This is a genomic window from Promicromonospora sp. MS192, assembly GCF_049532985.1.
In the GTDB taxonomy this organism is placed as follows: domain Bacteria; phylum Actinomycetota; class Actinomycetes; order Actinomycetales; family Cellulomonadaceae; genus Promicromonospora.
The window spans coordinates 2,732,331-2,756,383 of record NZ_CP186693.1 but is presented as its reverse complement, the minus strand read 5'-3'; the positions used below and the strand labels follow the sequence as shown (position 1 = coordinate 2,756,383).

Below are 24,053 nucleotides of genomic sequence, written 5' to 3'. Positions count from 1 at the left end.
CGTGCGGGCCGTCCGTGTGCGCACCGGCCGCTCAGCCGGTGGCAGGCGTGTCCAGGGGTGCCGCGGTGCCCGCGAAGGCAGCGGCGTCCTCGCCCGCCAGGAGGGTCGCCGGGACGGCCAGGGAGCGCAGCGCGCGCGCCAGCCGGGGGTCGTGCAGGTCCGGGGTGGCCGGGCCGTCCTGCGAGTCGTCGCGGGCGGTGTCCTCGGGTATCGCGCGGACGGCCGCGAGGACCAGGTTGCCGTACCGGCGGCCCTTGAGGATCGCGGGCTCGGCGACGGCGGCGAGCCGGCCCTGCGCCGCGGCACCGGGGCCGAAGGCCGCGGCGAGGCTCGCCACCTCGCGCCGGGCGGTGGTCAGCGGCGGCCGGTCCGCGCAGTTGAGGAGCAGCATCCCGCCCGGCCGGAGCACCCGGTGCGCCTGCGCGGCGAAGCCCGTGCCCACGAGGTGCGCGGGTGTGCGGTCGTCCGCGAAGACGTCCCGGACCACCACGTCGTAGGACGCGTCGTGCGCCGAGGCGAGGGCGACCCCGGCGTCCTCGGCGCGCAGCCGCAGCAGGGGCGAGCGGGGCAGCGCGAACCACTCGCGGACGAGCTCCAGGAGGCGGGCGTCGAGGTCGACGCCGAGCTGGCGGGAACCAGGTCGCTCGTGCTCCACGTGCCGGGCGAAGGCGCTCCCGGCCGCCCCGAGGTGCAGCACGCGGAGCGGTCCGGGCGGCAGGAGCGCCACGAAGGCGGCCATCTGCTGCATGTACTCGAAGTCGAGAAAACCGGGGTCGGCGAGGTCGAGGCTGGAGCTCGGCACGCCGTTGACGTGCAGCGTCACGCGCTGAGGGAAGTCCGGGTCGCGCACCACCTCGGCCGTGCCGGTGCTGATCGGCACCTCCCCGTCGGGCAGCTCGCCGGGGAGTGTCAGTGGTGCGGAGGAGGATGGGCGGCGTCGGGTGGAGCGGCGGGCCATGAGGACAGTGTCTCCCGGGCCGGCGGGTCGCTTGACAGGATAGAACGTATGTTCGATAGTGTCGTTCAAGGGGTTCGATCGGAGGTTCGAGATGGGCACCATGCACTCTCAGGGCGCGCGCAACGTGGTCTCCGCGCGGATGCTCGCGCCGCGTGCGGTCCCGCCGGGGGTCAGCGCGCTGCTGCGCAAGGCGGACGCGGAGCTGGCCGAGGCCGCGCGCTCGACCGACCCGGGGGACCGGTTCGTGCACGCGCACCTCTCTGCGATCCGCTCGGCCGCCGCGGTGGTCGCGCTGCGTGGCCGCCCGTCGGCGCGTTCCGGCGCCCGCACGGTCTGGGACATGCTCGCGCACGCCGAGCCGGAGCTCGCGGCGTGGTCCGGGTATTTCGCGTCCGGGGCGCCCCTGCGCGCTGCGGTCGACGCCGGCCGGCCCGAACGGGTGGCGCCTGCGCGCGCCGACGAGCTGCTCGCGTGCGCGGAGGACTTCCGGGACGAGGTGGCGATGCTCGTGGACCCGGACGCGGGGTTCTCGACGCAGCGCCTGACCCTGGTGCCCGAGGCGTCGTGACGCGCGCCGCGTCCTGGCGCCGGGGCTGTCCCGTGCCGGGACGTGCGGCAGTGAGTACGTTCAGCAGTGGGTGCTCGGCAAGGGGTACCAGGAACCGAGCGCCGGATGACGGCAAGGACGGAGCACGTCGGTGAGCAAGGGGCCGCGTTCGGCGGCGGCGAGACGCGACTGGGGGTCGGACGAGTCCGGCTGTTCGGTGCTGCACCTGGACATGGATGCGTTCTTCGCGTCCTGCGAGCTGGCGCGGCGGCCCGAGCTGCGGGGCCTGCCGGTCATCGTCGGCGGGCAGGAGCGGGGCGTGGTCCTGGCCGCGACGTACGAGGCGCGGGCGTTCGGCGTGCGCTCCGCGATGCCGATGACCAGGGCGCGCCTGCTGTGCCCGCAGGCCACGATCGTGCAGCCCGACCACGCCCTGTACCGCGACGTGTCGAGGTCGGTCATGGGGATGCTCCAGGAGGTCACGCCCCTGGTCGAGCAGATCAGCGTGGACGAGGCCTTCCTGGATGTCAGCGGCGCCCGGCGGCGGCTGGGTGCGCCCACGGTGATCGGGGCCGAGCTGCGCCGCCGGATCCAGGCCGAGCACGGCGTCACGGCCTCGGTCGGCATCGCGCGGAACAAGTTCGTGGCGAAGCTGGCCTCGACGCACGCCAAGCCCGACGGTCTGATGCTCGTGCCCGCGGAGGCCACCGTCGACTTCCTGCACACGCTGCCGGTCGGTGCCCTGTGGGGCGTGGGGGAGAAGACGGAGAAGGCCCTGGCGGCCTGGGGCGTCACCACGGTGCGGGAGCTCGCGCACACCGACCTGCCGAGCTTGCAGGCCGCCGTGGGGCGGGTCAGCGGGGCGCACCTGTACGACCTCGCGTGGGGCCGGGACCCGCGTCCCGTGGTGCCCGAGCAGCGCGAGCACAGCATCGGCGCCGAGACGACGTTCGGCACGGACCAGGACGACGCCGCGGCGGTCAGCCGGCGCGTGCTGGAGCTGTCCGACAGGGTCGCGGCCCGGCTGCGCCACCAGGGCGTGCTGGCGCGCACGGTGTCGGTGAAGGTCCGGTCCAGCGACTTCGCGACGTTCAGCCGATCGCGAACGCTGGACGGTCCCACGGACGTCGCCCGGGAGATCTACCTCGTCGCGCGCGAGCTCGTCGCCGGGGTGGACCTGGGTGGGCTTCCGGTCCGGCTCGTGGGCGTCCGGGGCGAGAACTTGTTGCGGCGTGACGGTTCCGCGCGCCAGCCGACGCTGGAGGAAGCGGTCGATCCGCGCTCCGGAGCACAGCGTGACGCGGAGGTCGCGCTCGACGCGGTGCGGGAGAAGTTCGGGCGAACGGCGATTGACCTGGGTGTACATCACAAGAACAGCACGCATCGATACTGATCTGCCCCTATAGTCGCTGGTATGCCCGGGATGTCGACTACCAACGACGGCCGGGTCGTCCTATCCTGGAAGGGACACTGTTCCTTTGCGAGATCCGGGGGTCTCGATGCCTCTGTCCGAGTACGAGCAGCGGGTGCTGGAGCAGATGGAGCGTGCTCTGACGTCAGACGACCCGCGGCTGGCGAACACGCTCCAGTCCACGGGCCGCGGTAACGCGCTGCGTTATGTGCTGTCCGGGGCCGGCGTCGTCGTCGGCCTGCTCCTTCTGGTCGTCGGTGCGGCGACGTCGCGGACCTGGCTCGGGGCCATCGGCTTCGTGCTGATGTTCGCGGGTGTGGTCTTCGCGTTCCTCGGACCGCGCAAGAAGCCGCAGGAGGGCCCGGTCGGTGTCGTCGGCGAAGACGGCACGGTCCAGCCGCCACCGGGGAGGGCCGGTCGGCCCCGTAAGCGGCAGGGCGGGGGCGGGCGTTCCGGCGGCTTCCTCGCCCGTCTGGAGGAGCGCTGGGAGAACCGGCGCAACGAGGGCGGCCGCTAGGCGGCCGTCGCCGGCGGTCCCGTGGGACTGCCGGTACACGATCCGCGACGGTACGACCGGCGTCGTGGAGACACCACAGGAGCCGGGCCCCGAGGGGCCCGGCTCCTGTCGTGTGCCCGTGCTCCCGTCCCGGCGGTGCGCCTCCAGGGCGCCCCGGTCCAGGGGAGCCCCGGGGCCATGGGCGCCCCCGGCCCGGAGACGCCCCCGAGGACCGTCAGCGGGCCGGCGTGAGCACGGCCGCCAGGGCCGCCGTGAGGGCCGTGGTCAGCTCCTCCAGCTCCGCCGCGGTCGGCGGGGTGGAGTGCCGGGCGTAGCGCTCCTGCTCGGCGGCGTCGGCCAGGGCGGTGAGCCGCTCGGTGACGTCGTCGGGCAGAGGGGTGCCCGTGCGCGCGCGCACCTCGTCCGCGATGGACGCCGGTGCCTGGCGCAGGGTGACGGACGGGCCGAGCCGTACGTCCTGCTCGGCGAGCAGGGCCAGGACGCGGGACCAGGCGAGCTCCGGGTCGAGCACCTCCGGCTCGGTGCGCCGGCGCAGCAGCAGCCACGCGGCGCCGCCGAGCACGCCGAGGGCGAGCACACCGGCCACCACCCAGGTCCAGCCGGGCAGCGTCCGGTCGGACACGGCGTCGCCCGTCGAGGTGCCGGCCGTGGCGGCGGGGTCCGACTCCTCGGGAGCCTGAGTCGGCTGCTGCGACGGCACCTCGGGGGCCCGGCTGGCCGACGGTGCGGTGCTGGGCAGGCTGCCGGCGTCCGGGTTCGCGTACGCGGGCAGCGGGCCGGTCTGCACCTGCGGCGTCGGCTCGAAGCGCACCCAGCCCACGGACGGGAAGTAGATCTCCGGCCAGGCGTGCGAGTCCTGGCCGGTGACCCGGTACCCGCCCTGGCCGTCGGGCCGCCCGGGCAGCCAGCCGACACCGATCCGCGCCGGGATGTCGAGCGTGCGCGCCATGATCATCATCGACAGGGCGTACTGCGTGCAGTAGCCCTCCTTGTCCTGCAGGAAGTCCCAGACGGTGTCGGACGATCCCCGGTAGTCGGCGTCCGGGTCGTAGACGAAGCCCGCCCCCGAGCGCAGGTGGTTCTGCAGTGCGACCACGGCGTCGAAGCGGGTGGGCGCGTCGCCGGCGATCTGCTCCGCGTACCGGGCGATGTCCGCGCGGTGCTCGGTGTCCGGCACCTCCGTGTAGCCCGCGGAGCGCGGGTCCCCGGACGTCGGGACGGACCGCAGCAGGTCCGGGGTGAGCTGCCGGTCGACGATGTCGACGCGGTAGGCGGAGCCGGGCTGGGTGCCCTCGGAGCCCCGCACCTCGTCGCGGATCGCGTCGTAGGCCCAGTCGCCGTCGGCGTCGACCGACCGGGGTTCGAGCGGCAGCGGCAGCTCGACGCCGGTGAGCTGCCCGATCTCGATGGCGATCCGACGGCTCTCACCGCTCGCACCCTCGCCGGGCGGGGCGAGCAGGGTCGACCGGTCGAACTCCGCCAGGCCGCCCGTCGGCGCGTTCCGGTGGGTCTGCACGCCGTCGAACGCCGTGAGCGTCATGACCCGCAGGGGGCCGACCGAGGTGTCCTCGGGCGCCGTGTACCGCAGGACGGTGCTGTCGGAGCGTGCGCTCAGGGGCTGGCGCATGTCGAGCTCGGAGGACAGCTCGACCGTGTCGGACGGCGTGGAGATGAGCTGGCTCCAGGAGCCCGCCAGGGCGGGCAGGGCGGCCGTGCCCGTCGCGACGCCGAGCGACGCGGCGGCGACCGCCGCGGCGGTCGCCGCCGTGATCCACGACCGGAATCGCTGCGCGCGCCGCACGGCCGCCGAGTCGGAGCCGGCGTGCCGGCCCGGCGTGACGCCCGTCGGGTCGACCGTCAGGAGCAGGAGCATCGCGGTGACGCTGACCGCGAAGACGCCCCACGGCACCTCGCCGATGAGCGTGAGGGGCGGCGTCCACAGGAGCAGCAGCGGGATGCCGGCGAAGCCCGGCATCCGGGCACCGGCGAGCGAGTCGACCACGAGCAGCACCAGGAGCGTGCCGCCCACGGCGACCATGCTGATGGCCTCGTCCGGGCCGACCGGTGCGACCTGCGTGCTCATCGTCTCGGTGGCCTGGCGGAACCGTTCGAGGACCCGGTCCAGGGCGTCGGGGCCCACGAACGGCTCGAACCGCTGGCCCGGCCCGCCGTAGCGGGCCAGGAGGAACCAGAAGGCGACGACGGCGCCCGCCGCCGTCGCGACGAACGAGGCGCTGCCCGACGCGCGGTCGGCGGCCCGGTCGGCGCTCGGCCCCTGGCCGGCGGCGCGGCGGACGGCCGCGCGGTCCACGGCGTTGCGGATCAGGAAGTACCGCACGAGGGCGCTGGTCGCCGACACGAGGACGACGCCGGTCGTGCCGACGGTGAGCCACGGCCCGGGGTCGATGACGAGGGTCAGCGCGTGCATGGACGCGATGACGGCGATCGCGACGAGCACCGTGGAGGCGACGGTACGGACCAGGGGTCCGCGGTGGGCCGGGATCACAGGGCACGCTCCGCGAGCAGGGCCCAGGCACGCTCCGGGTCGGTGCGGGACTGGGTGGTGCTGACGTGCCAGCCCGAGGTGCGCAGCTCGGCGGAGGTCTCGTCCAGCTCGTGCTGGAACCCCGCTCCCCGGGGCTCCACCAGGAGCGCCCAGCAGGTGCCCTCGGCGCCGAGGGCGGCGAGGCTGTGCCGGGCCTCGGGGTCGTGCGGGCCGAGCACCGCGATGACGATCTCCCCGGCGGTACGCGCCAGCCGGAGTGCCCGGGCGGTGGTGCCGGTCGCGTGGTGGCCCTCGGCACTGCCGCGGTGCCCGCGGATGTCGACGCAGGTGTCCAGCAGGGCCGCCCGGCTCGCCCGGGTGCTCGCGAACCGCGCGCTCTCCAGCGTCGGGGCCACGGACGTCGTGACCAGGCGGGTTGGGTGCCCGGCGTCGAGGAAGGACGTGGCGATCGAGGCCGCGAGCTCCACGGCCCACTCGCCGTCGTCGGTGGCGACGGCGCGGCGCGACCCGCCGGCCTCCTGCCAGTGGGGCAGCAGCGAACGGTCGAGCAGGACGGTGACCGGCCGCACGCCGGCGCTCTCGTCGGCCCGGACCATGAGCTGACCCCGCCGGGCGGCGCTCGCCCAGTGCACGCGGCGCGGGTCGTCGCCGGCGACGTACTCGCGCAGCACGGAGTCGTCCGTCGACTGCAGGCGCGCGCCCGTGGCCGAGTGGTCGACGTCGCCCACCGAGCGGGTGCGCACGGCCAGCTCGACGGTGCGCGGCCACACCGGGACGTGGGTGGCGCTGCCCAGGGGCTGGGTGGCGCGGACCAGTCCGAAGACGTCCGTGCGGGTGGTCAGGAGCGGGCCGAGCGACCAGCGTCCGCGCCGCGTCGGGGTGAGCGAGTAGTGCACCGAGATGCGGTCGGCCCGCGCCGAGACCCGGGCACGGATGCCCTGGTGCCCGGCGAGCTCGTGCGCCGCCTGCTCGGAGAGCCGCAGCCGGGACAGGCGCTCGTACGCGGCGCCGCTGGCCTGGTGGGCGGCGACCAGCAGGCTGACGTCCGCCGTCCGGTCCCGGACCACGGGGTTGGGGGTCACGACGCGGGTCACGCGCAGCGCGCCGCGCCCGGACTCCAGCCGCTGGGTACCGATGGCCACCCCGGCCACCCCGACGGCGAGCAGCGCCGCCGCCCCCAGCCCGACGAGGTCGGGCAGGGCGAGCACCAGCCCGAGGGGGACCAGGCCGGCGCCCAGGGCGGTGGCCCCGATGCCGCGGGGAGTCAGCCGGACCCGGCTGATCCGGACGAGCGTGTCGCGCCACGCCGTGCGAGAGGTCATGCGATCGCCGCCCGGCCGCTCAGAACTGACGCCGGTCGGCAGGCTCGAGGGCCGGGACCGGGGTGCGCTGCACGATCTCGTCCACGACGGACTCCGGCGTCACCCCGCCGAGCCGGGCCTCGGTGGTGAGGATGAGGCGGTGGGCCAGCACGGGGCGGGCGAGGCGCTGGACGTCGTCGGGCAGCACGTGGTCGCGGCCGGCCATCGCGGCGATCGCCTTCGCCGCCCGCAGGAGCTGGAGCGAGGCGCGCGGTGAGGCGCCCAGGCGCAGGCCGGGGTGCTCACGTGTCGCGCCGACCAGGCCCACCACGTAGCGCTTGACCGACGGCGACGCGTACAGGGACCGCACGAGCTGCGCGAAGCGCACCATCGACTGGCCGTCGGTGACGGCCTGGAGGTGCGCCAGCGGCGTGGTGGCCTCCTGGCGGTCGAGCATCAGGATCTCGGCCGCGGGGTCGGGGTAGCCGACGGTGATGCGGGCCATGAAGCGGTCGCGCTGCGCCTCGGGCAGGGGGTAGGTGCCCTCCATCTCGACCGGGTTCTGCGTGGCGACCACGAGGAACGGCCGGGGGAGCTGGTGGGTGGTGCCGTCGACGGTGGTCTGGCCCTCCTCCATGCACTCCAGCAGGGCCGACTGGGTCTTGGGCGAGGCGCGGTTGATCTCGTCGCCGATGACGATGTTGCTGAACACCGGGCCGGGCCGGAACTCGAACTCGTGGCTGCCGGTGCGGAAGATGTTGACGCCCGTGAGGTCGCTGGGGAGCAGGTCGGGCGTGAACTGGATGCGGCCCACGTGGCAGTCGATGCTGCGGGCGATCGCCTTGGCGAGCGTGGTCTTGCCGACGCCGGGGACGTCCTCGACGAGGAGGTGGCCCTCGGCCAGGAGGACGGCGAGCGTGATGTCGGCCAGCCCGGGCCGGCCCGTCACGACCGACTCGACGGCTCCGCGGACGCGGGCCATGGTTTCGACCAGCTCGTCCAGCGCGCCCGGTCCGGGCGCTGCCTGGGTGCCTGGCCCGCCGCCGAACTGTGGTTCCGCGAGGCCGGGCGTGGCGGGTTCCGTGTGCACAGGGAGAGACCTCCATCGGGCCGGGTAGTCAGGCCGTGTCTGGCGCGCGAGCGCGCTGTCTGGGGACGCGGGCGGCTGACGTTCGCCCGGCTGGTCCAGCGTAGTAGAGATGTAAAGCACTCTGTTGTCTGCGTCACGCGGTCTTCACAGTTCCTGGAACGGCTTTTGGCCCGGTGCCGCAGTGCCGCTGCCAGGGCCGGGGAGGCCCGGGGGAGTGCGGCTCCCGACCGGGGGACTCCGACATTCCACGCCACGCCGGACATCAATTCCCTCCACTTGCTCTTTACCTCTTTGACCTGCGCATTGAGGGCTGGTGGGTAGTTCTCCCCACGGTTTTTCCGAGTGTGGTGGTGGAAAGTGGAGTAGCGTGGAGCATGCGGGAGCGAAAGGAGGTGCTGGCCCATGACTGCGATGGCCGAAGGTTTCGCGGGTCTGGGTCTGCTCCTCGGGACGTACACCCCGAAGCTGGACGAGAAGGGCCGACTGATCCTTCCCGCCAAGTTCCGGGGGCGTCTGTCCAGCGGTCTGGTCATGACCAAAGGGCAGGAGCGGTGCCTCTTTCTTCTCCCGATGGACGAGTTCCAGCAGATCTACACCCAGATCCGGCAGGCGCCGGTGACGAGCAAGGCTGCACGGGACTACACGCGAAACTTCCTGGCGGGAGCGAGCGACGAAGTACCGGACAAGCAGGGCCGGGTCTCCATCCCGACACACCTGCGCGAGTACGCCGGCCTGGACCGCGAGGTGGTCGTGATCGGGGTCGGCACCCGCGTGGAGGTGTGGGACGCGCAGGCCTGGGCCACCTACCAGGAGCAGACCGAACCCGACTACATCGACCAGGCCGAGGAGATCTTCCCCGGGCTGAGCTTCTAGACAGGCTTCCAGACAGGCGTGCAGGGCGAGGCGGACGGCCGTACGGCCAGGCCTCCTCCCGCAGGATCCGGCGCACTTCCCCGCCGCCGGAACCGTGCGGAGGGAGACCCGGCCGGACGGCCCGGCCGGACCCGGCGGCCGCAGGACAGGACGTACGGCAGGACGCCACGCAGCAGGGCAGAGCAGGAGAGGAGGCACCGATGAACGCGACCGACGACCGTCCCGGACCCGTCGGCGGCGATGCCGCCGACCGTCACCTCCCGGTGCTGCTCCAGCGCTGCGTCGACCTGCTCGCCCCCGCGCTCACCGAGCCCGGCTCGGTCCTCGTGGACTGCACGCTCGGTATGGGCGGCCACACGGAGGCCGTGCTCGACCAGGTCCCGACCGCGCGCGTCATCGGCATCGACCGCGACCCGCAGGCCCTCGCGCTCGCGGGTGCCCGGCTGGCCCGGTTCGGCGACCGGTTCACGCCGGTGCACGCGGTGTACGACGAGATCACCGAGGTGGTCGACGAGCACGCCGGCGGCGCCGTCCAGGGCGTGCTCATGGACCTCGGGGTGTCCTCGTTGCAGCTCGACGAGACCGAACGCGGCTTCGCCTACGCCCAGGACGCCCCGCTCGACATGCGCATGGACCCCACCCGGGGCCTGACGGCGGCGGACGTGCTCAACACCTACGACGAGCGCGACCTGGCACGGATCCTGCGCGAGTACGGCGAGGAGCGGTTCGCGGGCAAGATCGCCCGGGCCGTCGTCCGACGCCGGGCCGAGCGGGAGTGGGACCGCAGCGGCGAGCTCGTGGACCTGCTGCGGGCCACGATCCCGGCTGCGACCCGCAAGACCGGCGGTCACCCGGCCAAGCGCACCTTCCAGGCGCTGCGGATCGAGGTGAACGGCGAGCTCGAGGTGCTGGAACGCGCCGTGCCCGCCGCGATCGAGGCGCTCGCCGTGGACGGCCGGATCGTCGTCGAGTCGTACCAGTCGCTGGAGGACAGGATCGTCAAGCGCGCCATCGCGCGGGGCACCACGTCGTCCGCACCGTCAGGGCTGCCCGTCGAACCCGAGACGCACAAGCCCTATCTCGAGGCGCTCACCCGGGGCGCGGAGGAGGCCGACGCGCAGGAGCTGGAGCGCAACCCGCGCTCCGCCTCCGTGCGCCTGCGCGCCGCACGGCGCCTGCGCCCCACGCCCGAGCACCTGATGGACCGCACCACCCAGCACCACACCGCGAAGGAGGACCGCCGATGAGCGCCGTGAACGCTGCGACGGCCCGCGCCGCCCGTCCCGTCGAGCAGCCCCGCACCCGCCGGGCCCCGTTGACCGCGATCTCCGGGGGTGCCGCGCAGCGCGGCCGCCGCCTGGACATCGTCCGGGCCCCGTTGCACGCCAAGAGCCGCGTGCCGTTCTTCGTGCTGTGCGCCACCCTGATGATCGTGTCGCTGGTGGCGGTGCTCGTGCTGAACACCACTCTCGCGCGGGGTTCGTACGAGATGGCGCAGCTCCAGAGCGACGTCGCGCAGACCGCCCAGGACGTGCAGGGCCTCCAGGAGGACCTGCGGGCCGCCGAGACCGGCCTGCCGGACAAGGCCCGCAGCCTGGGGATGGTCCCGGCCGAGAACCCCACCATGGTCAGTATCCGTACCGGCAAGGTGGTGAAGGGCGCGAACCAGTGACGCGGCCGACGTCGGACCCGGGCCGGCAGCGCACCCCGACGGGGCGCGCTGCCGGCTCCCGTTCCGCGCAGCCGCGTGCCGGGCAGCAGCGTGCGGGTCAGCCGCGGACCGCGCAGCCGCGCGGGCAGGGCGCGCCCCGCCAGGGCGCGGCGTCGCCGCGCAAGCCGGCCAAGAACCAGCCACGCACGACTCAGCCACGCACGACTCAGCAACGCAAGCCCGAGCCCCGCAAGCCCGAGCCCCGCAAGGCCCAGCCCCGTGCGACCAGCACACGGCTGGGCTTTCAGGCGCCCGGCGGCACCAGGCCGACCACCAAGGCGCCCGCCACCCAGACCCGCCCCGCCCGCTCCCGGGTGGCCCGCCCGCTGCCGCCGAGCCCGGGGCGACCGGAGCTGCGGCAACGCTGGCTGGTGGGCATCGCCGCGGTGGTGGTGCTCGTGTTCCTGGTGCGGCTGGTCCACGTGCAGATCATCGAGGGGCCGAGCCTCGCGGCGGACGCCGAGCAGCGCCGGACGGCGACGGCCGTCACGCCTGCCCACCGTGGCGACATCACGGACGCGAACGGTGTCGTGCTCGCGACGTCGGTGGACCGGTACACGGTGATCGGCGACCCCAAGGCGATCAAGGACTTCCGCGGTTCCGGCCGCCCGACCGTGGACGGCAAGGAGGTGGAGGACGGCGCCCTGGGCATCGCCCAGCTCCTGGCGCCGATCCTCGACGTGCCCAAGAACGAGCTCGCGGCCCGGCTGGTGGGCGAGTCCCGGTACGAGGTGCTGGCCAAGAACGTGGTGCCCGAGGTGCAGCGCGCGATCGCCGACCTGGGGATCAGGGCCTACGTGCGGACCGACCTGACCTCCCGGCGCACCTACCCGTCGGGCACGGTGGCGGGGTCGCTCGTGGGTTTCGTGAACGACGAGCAGGTCGGTCAGGGCGGTATCGAGGCGGCGTACGACGACCTCCTGGCCGGCACCGCCGGATCGGACACGTACGAGCGCAGCCTCGACGGCCTGCGCATCCCGACGGCGGGCCAGGAGTCGGTCCCGGCGGTGCCGGGCGACGACGTCCAGCTCTCCCTGGTGCACGACATCCAGTGGAAGGCGCAGGACGCCGTCGACGAGGCGCAGCGCGCCACGGGCGCGGAGTACGGCATCGCGATCGTGCAGGACGTGCGCACGGGCGAGCTCGTCGCGCTCGCCGACTCGGGCTCCGTGAACCCGAACGACCGCTCGACGGCCGCGGTCGCCCAGGGCTCGCGCGCCGTGAAGGACGTCTTCGACCCGGGCTCCACCGGCAAGGTGATCACCATGGCGGCGGCGCTGGAGGCGGGCCACTGGACGCCCGACAGCCAGTTCGTGGTGCCGTACAGCTTCACGACGCCGAACGGCCAGACCTTCCACGACTCGCACCAGCACCCCACGCAGCGGCTCACGCTCACGGGCGTGCTGGCGCAGTCGTCGAACACCGGCACCGTGCAGGTCGGTGAGAAGATCCCGCTGCAGGAGCGGCAGGACTACCTGGAGAAGTTCGGCTTCGGGCAGCCGACCGGCCTGGGCCTGCCGGGCGAGTCGGTGGGCCTCATGCCGCCCGACGACGTCGCGGACTGGGACGGCCGCACCCAGTACACCGTGCTGTTCGGCCAGGGCCTGTCCGTGAACGCGATGCAGGCCACCAGCGTGTTCTCGACGGTGGCCAACGGCGGCGTGCGGATGACGCCGACGCTCTTCGAGGGGTCGACCAGCCCCGACGGCACCACGACGCCGGCCGAGCGCGCGCCGGGGGAGCGGGTGATCTCCGAGGAGACCGCCGACACGCTCCTGCAGATGATGGAGACCGTCACGGAGGAGGGCGGTACGGGCGTGAACGCGGCCGTGCCGGGGTACCGCGTCGCGGGCAAGACGGGTACGGCCCAGATGCCCGCGGGGAACGGCTGGACCTACATGGCGTCGTTCATCGGCGTGGCCCCGGCCGACGACCCGCGGTACACGGTCGCCGTGTTCCTCAAGAGCCCGCACAGCTCGATCTTCGGCGGTGACGTCGCGGCCCCGGTGTTCAGCGACATCATGGGGTTCACGCTGCAGAAGATGGACGTGCCGCCGAGCACCACGCAGGGCAAGCGGCTCAAGACCGAGTGGTGACGACCGGGCGGTGACGGCTGAGTGGTGACGACCGGGCGGTGACGCGGGTCAGGCGCCCGTGATCCGCACGGGGCCGCCCAGCGTGGCCGTGAGGATCGACTCGATGGCGAAGCCGGTGGCGGACGCGAGGTCCACGGCCTCCGGGTCGAGCAGCCACTGGAGCTGAAGGCCGTCCATGACGGCGATCACCGCGGCGGCGGCGCGCTCGGGCTCGCCCTCGGGCAGGGTCACGGAGCGCTCCTCCGCCACGGCGCGGACGGCCTGCGCGATCTCGCCGCGCAGCACCGTGAACCGCTCCGCGACCCAGGTGGAGGCGGGGTGCCCGTCGGTCACCGACTCCCCGGTGAGCACCGCGTACGCCTGCACGATGCCGCGCCGGTCGGCGTTCAGGCGCGCGGTGGTCACCAGGTGCCGGAACAGGTCCATGCCGCCGGGGATGTGCTTGCCCTCCAGGTGCTGCACGTCCACGCGGTCGCGGTACTCCAGCACTGCCCACAGCAGCTTGTCCTTGCTGCCGAAGTGGTGCAGCACGCCGGCGTGGGTGATCCCGACCTGGGCGGCGACGTCGCCGAGGGAGCCCTGGTGATAGCCCTTCGAGCCGAACACCCGCGTGGCCGCGGCGAGGATCTCCTCGCGGCGGTGGGCCCGGTTCGGTCGCTTGCCCTGTGCCGCAGCCTGCCCGGCAGCCTGCTCCGTCGCGTCTGACATGCCCTCACGATACGGGGTGAACGGGCTTACTAACCAGTAAGTAAGTGTGATTGAATGCGGGCAGCCGTCCACCGCCGAACGGAGTCGCACGTGTCATCGCAGGCTGCAACCGCGCAAGCCGTCGCCCCCGAGCCCGAGCTGCTCGACCTCCTCCAGGAGCTGTCCGCCGAGGAGAAGGTGTCGCTCGTCGTGGGCGCGTCCATGTGGGCGACGACGGCGGTGCCCCGCCTCGGGCTCGAGCCCGTGGTGATGTCCGACGGCCCCGTGGGCGTGCGCGGACCGGACGGCGGCACCTCGGCGATGTTTCCCGCGCCGTCGGCGCTCGCGGCCACGTGGGACCTCGGCCTGGCCGCGCGGGCGGGGGCGCTGTTCGCCGCCGAGGCGCGCCGGCACGGCGTCGACGTCGTGCTCGCCCCGCAGGTCAACCTGCAGCGCACCCCCGTGGGCGGCCGGCACTTCGAGTGCTACTCCGAGGACCCGCACCTGACGGCCGAGATCGCGGTGGCCCTCGTCGGTGCCGCGCAGGCGCACGGCGTCGGCATGTGCGTCAAGCACTACGTGGCCAACGACTCGGAGACCGAGCGCACCCGCTACCTCGCGCGCCTCGACGAGCGGACCCTCCGCGAGGTCTACCTGGCACCGTTCGAGCGGCTCGTGCGGGACGTCAACCCGTGGTCGGTGATGGGCGCCTACAACGGCGCCGACACGCAGGGCGTCGCGGCGCCGCTCCTGGAGCACCGCCCGCTCGTGGTCGACCTCCTCAAGGAGGAGTGGGGCTACGACGGCCTGTTCGTCAGCGACTGGGTGGCCACGCAGTCCGTGGCGCCCGCGGTGCGCGGCGGCCTGGACCTGCAGATGCCCGGGCCCGACGGCGCCTGGGGCGACGGCCTGCTGGACGCCGTCCGCTCCGGCGAGGTGGCCGAGTCCGAGCTCGACGACAAGGTGCTGCGCCTGCTGCGCCTGGCCCGGCGCACGGGGCGGCTCACGCTCCCCGACCCGGGGGCCACGCCGCACGCGACCATCGCGGCCGCCGTCGCCCAGGGGGCGGGCCTCGCCGCGCAGGGTCCGGGGCCCGGTGCACCGGAGGGTGCGCCCGCGGCGTCGGCGGTGCTGCTGCGCGAGCTCGCGGCCCGCTCCGTGGTGGTGCTCAAGGACGACGCCGGCCTGGTGCCGCTGGTGCAGGACGCGGCCCGGCCGCTGCGCGTCGCGCTGCTGGGCCCCGCGGCCGTCGAGCCGTTCTTCCAGGGCGGCGGCTCCTCGTTCGTGCGCCCCGACCGGCTCACCTACCCCGCCGACGAGCTGCGCGCCGCGCTGCCGCCCGGCTCGCAGGTGACGCTGCTGGCCGGCGCGCGTGCCCTGCGCAACCCGCCGGAGCTCGACATCGACCGCTGCACGGACCCGGTCACCGGCGAACCCGGCCTGCGCGTGACGCTCCTGGCCGCCGACGGCAGCGTCCTGACGGAGCACACCACCACGACGTGGACCGGCTGGCTCCAGGACGTGCGGCCCGACGCCGACGCCGTCCGCCTGCGCGCCACCGTGCGGCTCGACGAGCCCGGCGGGCACGAGCTCGGCGTGGGCACCGTCGGCATCCACCGGGTGCTGGTGGACGGGGCCGAGGTCGCGGCCGGCGCCACCCGGGTGGACGAGGACGTCGTGCTCTCCTCCGGGCACAACCACCCGATCGCGGCGCTCGCGCCGGTGAGCGGCGCCGCCGACCTCGACGCGACCCTCCAGGTGGTGCACGCCGTGGGCTACGGGCACTTCGTCCGCGCCGCGCTGGTGCACCGGCTGCCCGGCCCCTCGGCCGAGGACGACCTCGCCGCCGCCGTCGAGGCCGCTGCGGCGGCCGACGTCGCCGTCGTGCTGGTCGGTACCACCGCCGAGGTCGAGTCCGAGGGCTACGACCGGCCCGACCTGGACCTGCCGGGGAACCAGGACGAGCTCGTGCGTCGCGTGGCGGCCGTCAACCCGCGCACCGTCGTGGTGGTCAACGCGGGCGCGCCCGTGCTGCTCCCGTGGCTGGCCGACGTGCCCACCGTGCTGTGGGGCTGGCTCCCGGGCCAGGAGGCCGGCACCGCGCTCGCCGACGTCCTGACCGGCCTCACCGAGCCGTCCGGCCGCCTGCCGTGGACGCTGCCCGCCTGCCACGAGGACGTCCCCGTGCCGCACGCCCGGCCCGTGGCCGGCGTCGTCGAGTACGCCGAGGGCACCGACGTGGGCTACCGGGCCTGGGAGCGCCGGCTGGACGCCGGGCCGGACGCCCCCGCCCCGGCCGCGCCCTTCGGGCACGGCCTCGGCTGGACCACCTGGGAGTACGAGGACGCCGTGCTCGCCCGGGGCGAGGCCCACGACGCCCCCGCGACCCTCACCGTCTACGCGACGGTCCGGAACACGGGCCGGCGCGCGGGCCGCGAGGTGGTCCAGGTGTACGTCGAGGCGCCCGACGGCGGTCCCCGCCGCCCCGTGCGCTGGCTCGGCGGCTTCGCGGTCGCCGACGTCCCGGCCATGAGCAGCGTCACCGTGCCCGTCCCGGTCTCGCCCCGCGCGCTGCAGGTGTGGGACCCGCAGGCCCGGGGCTGGACCACGCCGCCGGGCACCTACCGGCTGCGCACCGGCAGGTCCGTGGCCGACCTGCGCCTGACCAACGACCTGACCGTCCGGCCCGGGGACGCCCCCGGAACCGGAGCCCAGTAACGACAACCACCCATCCGTCCCGCGCACTGCGGGAGGAGTGCAAGGAGGCACACCGTGAGTTTTCGCGTGAGGAATCGCAGGCCCGTCGCAGCGGCGGCAGCCGCGGCGGCCATCGCGCTGCTGGTCACCGCCTGCGGCGGCGGTGGCGGCGGCGGTACCACCACCGCGGGCGGCGGGGGACAGACCCTGACCGTCGGCATGCCGAACGGCGTCCAGACCGAGAACCACAGCCCGTTCGCCACCGGCTCGTCGGCGCTCTCGCTCGGCTACGCGTTCACGATCTACGAGCCGCTGATGATGCGTAACCAGGCCCGCCCCTCCGAGGAGCCGGAGCCCTGGCTCGCGCAGAGCGTGGAGTGGAACGAGGACTTCACGCAGGCCGTCATCACGCCCCGCGAGGGCGTCACCTGGTCGGACGGCGAGGAGTTCACCGCCGAGGACGTCGCGTTCTCCATCCAGCTGCGCAAGGACTTCGAGGCGCTCAATGCCGCGGCCCTGCCCTACGACACGATCGAGACCGACGGCAGCACCGTCACCGTCACGTTCACCGCCGGGCAGTTCGTCAACCAGTCCAAGCTGTACGACCTCGTGATGGTGCCCGAGCACATCTGGGCCGACGTCGAGGACCCGACCACCGACACCAACCTTGACCCGGTGGGCACCGGCCCGTACACGCTGGAGTCCTGGACGCCGCAGGCCGCCACCGTCGTGGCCCGCGACGACTACTGGGGCGGCGAGCCGGCCGTCCCCGAGATCCGGTACTCGTCGTACAACGACAACAACGCCCTGACCACCGCCCTGACCACCGGTGAGGCGCAGTGGGGCTGGACGTTCATCGCCGACTTCGAGAACGTCTACATCGCCCAGGACCCGGAGCACTACCACCAGTACGCCGCCGGTGGCCTCGGCATCGACGTGCTCTACCTGAACAACGAGACCAAGCCGTTCGACGACAAGGCGTTCCGGCAGGCCCTCAACATGGTGATCGACCGCCAGGAGCTCGTCGACGTCGCCACCTCGGGCGTCAACCCCGCCCTGACCAGCGTCACCGGCCTGCCGCTGCCCGCCGGCGAGGAGTTCCTCTCCGACGAGTACGCCGGCCAGGAGTACGCCGTCGACGTCGAGGGCGCCCGCGCCCTCCTCGAGGACGCCGGCTACACCTGGGAGGGCGAGCAGCTCGTGGACCCCGACGGCGAGGACGTCACCTTCGAGCTCGTCAACCCGGCCGGCTGGAACGACTACCTGACCGCGCTGGACCTCATCAAGAACTCGGCGGCCGAGCTCGGTGCCACCGCCACCGTCAACCCCGTCAACCAGGACGGCTGGTTCGCCGACGTCATCCCCGGCGGCGACTTCCAGGCCACCCTGCACTGGACCGACGGCGGCGCCACCCCCTGGGACATGTACTCCGACATCATGGACGGCGCCCACTACGAGAAGCTCGGCGACCCGGCCACCTGGAACTTCGGCCGCTTCCAGAACGACGAGGCCACCGAGGCGCTCGCTGCCTACGCCGCGGCCCCCGACGACGCCACGCGCGCCGAGGCACTCGCCACCATCCAGAAGGTGTTCGTCGAGGAGGTGCCGGGCATCGCGATCTGGACCCGCCCGGCCACCGCGCAGTACTCGACGCAGAACTACGTGGGCTGGCCCTCCGAGGAGGACCCCTACAACCAGCCCCAGCCCACGGGGGTGCAGGCCGCCCAGATCCTGATGAACCTCGAGCCTGCGGACGGCTGATGAGCGAGAGCACACCGGTGCTGGCCGCGCACGGCCTCACCAAGCACTTCCGGGCGGGCGGACGTCGCGTCAGCGGCCGTTCGCCCGCCCGGGCGATCCACGCCGTGGACGGCGTGGACCTCGAGCTCCACCGCGGCCAGGTCCTGGCCGTGGTGGGGGAGTCGGGGTCCGGCAAGTCCACGGTCGCCCGCCTCCTGGCCGGGCTGATCCCCATCACCGCCGGTCGCGTGCTGCTGGAGGGCACCGACGTCCGGCTGCGGGGGCGGCGGGCCTTTCGCGCGTACGTGCGACGCGTGCAGATGATCTTCCAGGACCCGTTCGCCTCCCTGAACCCGGTCCACCCCGTGCGTTACACGCTCACCCGCGCGCTGCGGCTGCACCGCAGCCAGTCCACGGGCGGGCGTCTCCGGGGCGCCGAGCTGGAGGCGGCCCTGACCGAGCTGCTGGAGCGCGTGCACCTCACGCCCGCGGCGCGGTACGTCGACAAGTTCCCGCACGAGCTGTCCGGCGGGCAGCGGCAGCGCATCGCCATCGCGCGGGCGCTGGCCGCGGAGCCCGAGGTGCTGCTCGCCGACGAGCCCGTCTCGATGCTGGACGTCTCCATCCGGCTCGGCATCCTCAACCTGCTGGCCGACCTGCGCGACCGGCTCGGCATCGCCGTCCTGTACATCACGCACGACATCGCCTCGGCGCGCTACTTCGCCGACCGCACCACCGTGCTGTATGCGGGGCAGGTCATGGAGACCGGCGACAGCGAGTCGGTCACCCAGGAGCCGCTGCACCCCTACACGCGGCTCCTGATCGCCTCGGCGCCCGACCCCGACGACCTCGCCGGGACCGGCGCCGCCGCCGTGCGCGAGCAGGGCACAGGCGGCGAGCCGCCGAGCCTCGTGGACCCGCCGCCCGGCTGCCGGTTCGCTCCGCGCTGCCCGTACGCGACCGACCTGTGCCGCACCGAGACACCCGAGCTGATCGAGGTCGCCCCCGGGCGGTCCGCCGCGTGCTGGGGGTACTCCGAGCGGGAGGGACGGCCCGACGTCGGGCCCGCCGTCGGCCACGCTGCCGGCAACCTTGCCGGGGACGGGGAGGCGGCCGCATGAGGTTCCTGCTGCGCCGCGTCGCCTTCTACGCGCTGACCGCGTGGGCCGCGATCACCATCAACTTCTTCATCCCGCGCATGCTGCCGGGTGACCCCGTCACGGCCCTGCTGGGCCGCATGCAGGGCCGGATCGACAGCAACGCCGAGCACTCGCTCCGGGTCCTGTTCGGGCTCGACCAGGACACCAGCCTGTGGCAGCAGTACGTCGACTACTGGGGCCTGCTGCTGCGCGGCGACCTGGGGCTGTCCTTCACGCACTTCCCGACCCCGGTGTCCGAGATCGTGAACCAGTCGCTGCCGTGGACCGTGGGCCTGGTCGGGGTCGCGACGATCATCGCGTTCGTCATCGGCTCGCTCATCGGCACGTTCCTCGGCTGGCGCCGCGGCACCTGGGCCGACGGGCTGCTGCCCGTGGCCACGTTCTTCCAGGCCGTGCCGTACTTCTGGCTGGGCCTGATCACGATCGCCGTGCTGTCGGTCAACCTGGGCTGGTTCCCGTCCAGCGGCAGCTACGACCGCGGGCTGGTGCCCGCGTTCACCGGCGAGTTCATCGGCTCGGTCGTCTACTACGGGTTCCTGCCCGCGCTGACCGTCGTGCTGTCCTCCGTGGCGGGCTGGGTGCTCGGCATGCGCAACATGATGGTGACCGTCTCGTCGGAGGACTACGTCACCGTCGCGCACGCCAAGGGCCTGGCCGAGCGGCAGGTCATGCTCGGCTACGCCGCCCGCAACGCCGTGCTGCCGCAGGTCTCCAGCTTCGCGCTGTCCCTCGGCTTCGTCGTGGGCGGCACGCTCATCATGGAGATGGTCTTCTCCTACCAGGGCATCGGCTACACGCTCTACCAGGCCGTCTCCACCCACGACTACCCGCTGATGCAGGGCTGCTTCCTGGTCATCACCCTGTCCGTCCTCGTGGCGAACATGGTGGCCGACCTCGCCTACACCCTGCTCGACCCCCGCACCCGGACGGAGGACCGATGAGGAACCAGCTGCTGTTCCTGCGCAACGGCAAGGTCGTCACCGGCCTGGCCATCCTCGGGTTCTTCACGCTGCTGGCCCTGCTGGGCCCGTGGATCAGCCCGTACGACCCCAACCAGGTCAGCGACGCGCTGCTCAGCCCGCCCTCGGGCGCGCACTGGCTCGGCACCGACCACACGGGGCGCGACATCCTGTCCCAGATCATCGTCGGCGCCCGCGGGGTGCTCGTCGTCGGCCTGGTCGCCGGGGTGAGCGCCACCGTCGTGGGCGTGCTCGTGGGCGTGACCGCCGGGTTCGTCGGCGGGGTGGGCGACGAGTCGCTGTCCGCGCTGTCGAACATGTTCCTGGTCATCCCGCAGCTGCCGCTGATCATCCTGATCGCCGCGCAGCTCCCGTCCGCGGGCGGGCTCACCGTCGCGCTGGTCATCGGGGCGACCGGCTGGGCGTGGGGCGCCCGGGTCATGCGCGCCCAGACGCTGTCCCTGCGCAAGCGGGACTTCGTCGAGGCGGCCCGGGCCAACGGGGAGCGCACCTGGCGCCTCGTCCTGGCCGAGGTGCTGCCCAACCTGACCGCCGTGATCGCCTCCGGGTTCGTGGGCACCGTGACGTTCGCGGTGCTGTCCCAGGTCACCCTGTCGTTCATCGGCATCACGCCGGTGAGCGAGTGGAACTGGGGCACCATCCTGTTCTGGGCGCAGAACAACCTGGCGCTGCAGCGCGGCGCCTGGTGGTGGTTCGTGCCGGCCGGGGCGTGCATCGCGCTGCTCGGCATGGCGCTGACCCTGGTCAACTTCGGTATCGACGAGATCGTCAACCCCCGCCTGCGGTCCACCGGCCTGCACGCGCGCTCGCTGCGCCGCCGGGGCATCCGGCCGCGCGTGGGGTTCACCCCGGTGGTGCGGGAGGCACGGACATGAGCACCCAGACAGGTACGACGCCGGCGGCCGCCGCGCCCGTGGCGCCGTCCGAGCCGGTCCTGGAGGTCCGCGACCTCAGCGTCGACTACGGGTTCGGCGGCGACCCCACCCACGTGCTGCGCGAGGTCTCCCTCACGCTGCACCGCGGCGAGGTGCTGGGCCTGGCGGGCGAGTCGGGCTGCGGCAAGTCGACCCTCGCGTACGCGGCCACGCGGCTGCTGCCGCCACCCGGCCTCATCACGGGTGGCGAGGTGTGGCTCACGAACCGCGACGGCGAGCGCGCGGACCTGCTGGCCCTGTCCGACGCCGAGCTGCGCGCCGCCCGCTGGCGCGACATCGCCATCGTGTTCCAGGGCGCCATGAGCTCGCTGAACCCGGTGTTCCGCATCGAGAAGCAGATCGTCGACGGCATCCTCGCGCACCGGCCCCGGCTGCGGCGCGAGGAGGCCCGGGAGCGGGCCGCGGAGCTGCTGCGCCTGGTCGGCATCTCCGTCGACCGGCTGCGGGCCTACCCGCACCAGCTCTCCGGCGGCATGCGGCAGCGCGTCATGATCGCCATGGCGCTCGCCCTGGAACCCCAGGTGCTGATCATGGACGAGCCCACCACGGCCCTCGACGTGGTCATGCAGCGCCAGATCCTGGAACAGGTGATGGAGCTGCGCGAGCGGCTCGGCTTCTCCGTGGTGCTCATCACGCACGACGTCTCCCTGCTCGTGGAGGTCGCCGACCGGATCGCCGTCATGTACGCGGGCGAGATCGTGGAGACCGCGGCCGCGCGGGACGTGTACACCCGCCCGCGGCACCCGTACTCGGCGGGTCTGCTGGGCTCGTTCCCGCCCCTGCACGGGCCGCGGCGCGAGCTGACCGGCATCCCGGGCGCCCCGCCGGACCTGTCGCGGCGCGAGCCCGGCTGCCCGTTCGCCCCGCGCTGCCCGCACGCCATGGACGTGTGCCGCACCGAGCTGCCCGTGCTGGGCCGCACGGCACAGGGCGAGGACGGCCGTCTGGTGGCCTGCCACCTGCACGCGTCCGCGCAGGAGGGCACGGTCCTGCCGCCGCTGCTGGCGCGGTGACCTCCGTCTCGCCGTGAGACCGGGACGGGTCCGCGCGCGGGTAGGCCGCGGGGAAAGCGCTGGTGCCGAGAGCGTGTTGCTGTGCGTCGACAACGTCTACGCGCAGCAACACCTCTGCGCGGGAGACCTTCGCCCGGCCACCGCCCCGCTCCGCACGGCCCACGTGACCCGGACCATCACACAACCACCACCCGGCCCCGGCATCGCGGACGAGACCCCGGCCCTGGAAGCGGTAGGTTCTTCTCCGTGACATCCCCGTTCGACCGGATCCGCCCGGCCGCCACGACAGCGCGCCAGGTCGCGGACCTCGCCGTCGCCTTCGGCCTCACCATCGCCCCAGGTCAACCCGCAGATGCCGCGGTGACCTGCGTGGCCTCGGACAACCGGGTGGTCCGGCCGGGAGACCTGTTCGTGGCGCTCCCCGGAGCCCGCGCGCACGGCGCCCAGTTCGCCGCCGACGCCGTCGCCCGGGGTGCGGCCGCGATCCTCACCGACGCGCGCGGGGCGGAGCAGGCAGCAGACCTCGGCGTCCCGGTCGTCGTCGCGGACGACCCCCGCGCGATCCTCGGCCAGGTCGCCGCCTGGGTGCTCGGCAACCCCGCCGAGGACCTGATGACCTTCGGCGTCACGGGCACCAACGGCAAGACCACCACCACCTACCAGCTCGACCACCTGCTGCGGGCCCTGGGCTGGACGGGCGGCCTCATCGGCACCGTCGAGACCCGCTCCGGCGACCGCGTCATCCCGAGCACCCTCACCACCCCCGAGGCCGCCGACCTGCAGGCCCTGCTCGCCGCCATGCGCGAGGACCACGTGCGCACGCTCGCCATGGAGGTCTCGTCCCACGCCCTGGCCCAGCACCGCGTCGACGGCGTCGTGTTCGGCGTCGCCGGGTTCACCAACCTGACCCAGGACCACCTCGACTTCCACGGCGACTTCGAGACGTACTTCGCCGCCAAGGCCGAGCTGTTCACCCCGGCCCACGCGCGCCGCGGCGTCGTCACCGTCGACGACACCTGGGGCGAGCGCATGGCCGCCGAGGCGCGGATCCCCGTCGCCACCCTGACCACCCGGCCGGGCAAGGCGGCCGACTGGACGGTCACCGACGTCGCGCCGTCCGGCACCGGCTCCGCCTTCACCCTGACCCACCGCGACGGCCGCACCCTGCGCACCTCGACCTCCCTGCCCGGCGGGTACAACGTCGCCAACGCGGCGCTCGCCGTCGCGATGGTGCTGGAGGGCGGCTCGGACGTCCGCGACGTCGCCGAGGCGCTCGCCGCCGCCGACGGCCTGAGCGCCACGGTGCCGGGCCGCATGGAGGTGCTCGCCACCGCGCCGCGCGTCGTCGTCGACTTCGCGCACAACACGGAGGCCCTGGAGCTCGCCCTGGCCGCCCTGCGCCCGACGACGGCGGGCCGGCTCGCCGTCGTCTTCGGCGCCACGGGCGACCGCGACCCCGGCAAGCGGCCGTTCATGGGCGCGGCGGCGGTGCGCGGCGCCGACGTCGTCTACGTGACGGACGACGACCCGCACGACGAGGACCCCGCGAAGGTCCGGGCCGAGGTGCTCGCGGGCGCGCGCCCGCACGGCGCGCCGGGCGGGGACGCCGCCGCGGCGGACCCGGCCTCGCGTACCGTGGAGGTCCACGAGGTCGCCCCGCGCGCGGACGCCGTCCGTGCGGCGATCCTCGCGGCCGGCGTGGACGACACGGTGCTGGTCGCGGGTCGCGGGCACGAGACGATCCAGGAGATCGCCGGCGTGGACCACGTGCTCGACGACCGCGTCGAGGCGCGCGCGGCGCTGGCGGCCAGGAACCCGTAGCACCCCGCGG

At 73.9% G+C, this 24,053-nt stretch carries 19 protein-coding genes; 14 read left to right on the top strand and 5 right to left on the bottom strand.

Annotation, left to right across the window (positions count from 1 at the left end; all coding sequences use genetic code 11):
* Nucleotides 1-31 precede the first annotated feature (31 nt).
* A complete protein-coding gene (locus tag ACO229_RS12415; protein ID WP_423465109.1) occupies nt 32-958 on the bottom strand; it encodes a spermidine synthase in 927 nt (308 codons plus the stop codon).
* A gap of 100 nt (nt 959-1,058) precedes the next feature.
* On the opposite strand from ACO229_RS12415, the gene ACO229_RS12410 reads away from it, so the two are divergent.
* The 3 genes from ACO229_RS12410 to ACO229_RS12400 all read left to right on the top strand — a co-directional run bounded on the left by ACO229_RS12410 (nt 1,059) and on the right by ACO229_RS12400 (nt 3,433).
* Nucleotides 1,059-1,526, top strand: coding sequence for an SAV_6107 family HEPN domain-containing protein (locus tag ACO229_RS12410; protein ID WP_397412828.1), 468 nt, complete (start codon nt 1,059-1,061; stop codon nt 1,524-1,526).
* A 130-nt stretch (nt 1,527-1,656) separates the two neighbouring features.
* Entirely contained in the window at nt 1,657-2,898 is a 1,242-nt protein-coding gene (gene dinB / locus ACO229_RS12405) for a DNA polymerase IV (RefSeq protein WP_397412827.1), read from the top strand.
* A 106-nt stretch (nt 2,899-3,004) separates the two neighbouring features.
* Entirely contained in the window at nt 3,005-3,433 is a 429-nt protein-coding gene (locus ACO229_RS12400) for a DUF3040 domain-containing protein (protein ID WP_397412826.1), read from the top strand.
* Between the two features lie 214 nt (nt 3,434-3,647).
* Here ACO229_RS12400 and ACO229_RS12395 read toward each other — a convergent pair whose 3' ends face one another.
* The 3 genes from ACO229_RS12395 to ACO229_RS12385 are packed head-to-tail and all read right to left on the bottom strand — an operon-like array spanning nt 3,648 to nt 8,330.
* Nucleotides 3,648-5,939: a transglutaminaseTgpA domain-containing protein gene (locus ACO229_RS12395; protein WP_423465108.1), complete on the bottom strand. Its 2,292-nt coding sequence runs from the start codon at nt 5,937-5,939 to the stop codon at nt 3,648-3,650.
* Entirely contained in the window at nt 5,936-7,261 is a 1,326-nt protein-coding gene (locus ACO229_RS12390; RefSeq protein ID WP_423465107.1) for a DUF58 domain-containing protein, read from the bottom strand. Before ACO229_RS12390 ends, ACO229_RS12395 begins: the two co-directional genes overlap by 4 nt.
* A gap of 19 nt (nt 7,262-7,280) precedes the next feature.
* Nucleotides 7,281-8,330 (bottom strand): AAA family ATPase, encoded by a 1,050-nt coding sequence (locus tag ACO229_RS12385; RefSeq protein WP_397412820.1) that lies wholly within the window; start codon nt 8,328-8,330, stop codon nt 7,281-7,283.
* A 402-nt stretch (nt 8,331-8,732) separates the two neighbouring features.
* Between ACO229_RS12385 and mraZ the strand changes: the two genes are divergently transcribed.
* The 4 genes from mraZ to ACO229_RS12365 all read left to right on the top strand — a co-directional run bounded on the left by mraZ (nt 8,733) and on the right by ACO229_RS12365 (nt 13,010).
* The gene (gene mraZ, locus ACO229_RS12380; RefSeq protein ID WP_142033846.1) at nt 8,733-9,203 is read left to right on the top strand and encodes a division/cell wall cluster transcriptional repressor MraZ; all 471 of its coding nucleotides are present in this window, start codon (nt 8,733-8,735) and stop codon (nt 9,201-9,203) included.
* 200 nt (nt 9,204-9,403) lie between these two features.
* Nucleotides 9,404-10,450 (top strand): 16S rRNA (cytosine(1402)-N(4))-methyltransferase RsmH, encoded by a 1,047-nt coding sequence (rsmH, locus tag ACO229_RS12375; RefSeq protein WP_397432416.1) that lies wholly within the window; start codon nt 9,404-9,406, stop codon nt 10,448-10,450.
* Nucleotides 10,447-10,875 carry a hypothetical protein gene (locus ACO229_RS12370; RefSeq protein WP_397432417.1) on the top strand — a complete coding sequence of 143 codons (429 nt, stop codon included), beginning with the start codon at nt 10,447-10,449 and terminating at the stop codon, nt 10,873-10,875. Before rsmH ends, ACO229_RS12370 begins: the two co-directional genes overlap by 4 nt.
* Nucleotides 10,872-13,010, top strand: a complete 2,139-nt coding sequence (locus tag ACO229_RS12365; protein ID WP_423465106.1) for a penicillin-binding transpeptidase domain-containing protein — start codon at nt 10,872-10,874, stop codon at nt 13,008-13,010. Before ACO229_RS12370 ends, ACO229_RS12365 begins: the two co-directional genes overlap by 4 nt.
* A gap of 48 nt (nt 13,011-13,058) precedes the next feature.
* On the opposite strand, the gene ACO229_RS12360 is transcribed toward ACO229_RS12365, so the two are convergent.
* The gene (locus tag ACO229_RS12360; protein ID WP_397432419.1) at nt 13,059-13,718 is read right to left on the bottom strand and encodes a TetR/AcrR family transcriptional regulator; all 660 of its coding nucleotides are present in this window, start codon (nt 13,716-13,718) and stop codon (nt 13,059-13,061) included.
* A 90-nt stretch (nt 13,719-13,808) separates the two neighbouring features.
* On the opposite strand from ACO229_RS12360, the gene ACO229_RS12355 reads away from it, so the two are divergent.
* The 7 genes from ACO229_RS12355 (at nt 13,809) to ACO229_RS12325 (ending at nt 24,043) form a co-directional block, all read left to right on the top strand.
* Nucleotides 13,809-16,415 carry a beta-glucosidase family protein gene (locus tag ACO229_RS12355; protein WP_423465105.1) on the top strand — a complete coding sequence of 869 codons (2,607 nt, stop codon included), beginning with the start codon at nt 13,809-13,811 and terminating at the stop codon, nt 16,413-16,415.
* A 54-nt stretch (nt 16,416-16,469) separates the two neighbouring features.
* A complete protein-coding gene (locus ACO229_RS12350; protein WP_397412810.1) occupies nt 16,470-18,155 on the top strand; it encodes an ABC transporter substrate-binding protein in 1,686 nt (561 codons plus the stop codon).
* A complete protein-coding gene (locus tag ACO229_RS12345; RefSeq protein WP_423465104.1) occupies nt 18,155-19,255 on the top strand; it encodes an ABC transporter ATP-binding protein in 1,101 nt (366 codons plus the stop codon). Before ACO229_RS12350 ends, ACO229_RS12345 begins: the two co-directional genes overlap by 1 nt.
* The gene (locus ACO229_RS12340; protein WP_397412806.1) at nt 19,252-20,235 is read left to right on the top strand and encodes an ABC transporter permease; all 984 of its coding nucleotides are present in this window, start codon (nt 19,252-19,254) and stop codon (nt 20,233-20,235) included. Before ACO229_RS12345 ends, ACO229_RS12340 begins: the two co-directional genes overlap by 4 nt.
* Nucleotides 20,232-21,149: an ABC transporter permease gene (locus tag ACO229_RS12335; RefSeq protein ID WP_397432423.1), complete on the top strand. Its 918-nt coding sequence runs from the start codon at nt 20,232-20,234 to the stop codon at nt 21,147-21,149. The genes ACO229_RS12340 and ACO229_RS12335 overlap by 4 nt, the downstream gene beginning before the upstream one ends.
* Entirely contained in the window at nt 21,146-22,222 is a 1,077-nt protein-coding gene (locus tag ACO229_RS12330; RefSeq protein WP_397432424.1) for an ABC transporter ATP-binding protein, read from the top strand. The genes ACO229_RS12335 and ACO229_RS12330 overlap by 4 nt, the downstream gene beginning before the upstream one ends.
* 246 nt (nt 22,223-22,468) lie before the next feature.
* Nucleotides 22,469-24,043 (top strand): UDP-N-acetylmuramoyl-L-alanyl-D-glutamate--2,6-diaminopimelate ligase, encoded by a 1,575-nt coding sequence (locus tag ACO229_RS12325; RefSeq protein WP_397432425.1) that lies wholly within the window; start codon nt 22,469-22,471, stop codon nt 24,041-24,043.
* Nucleotides 24,044-24,053: the final 10 nt, after the last annotated feature.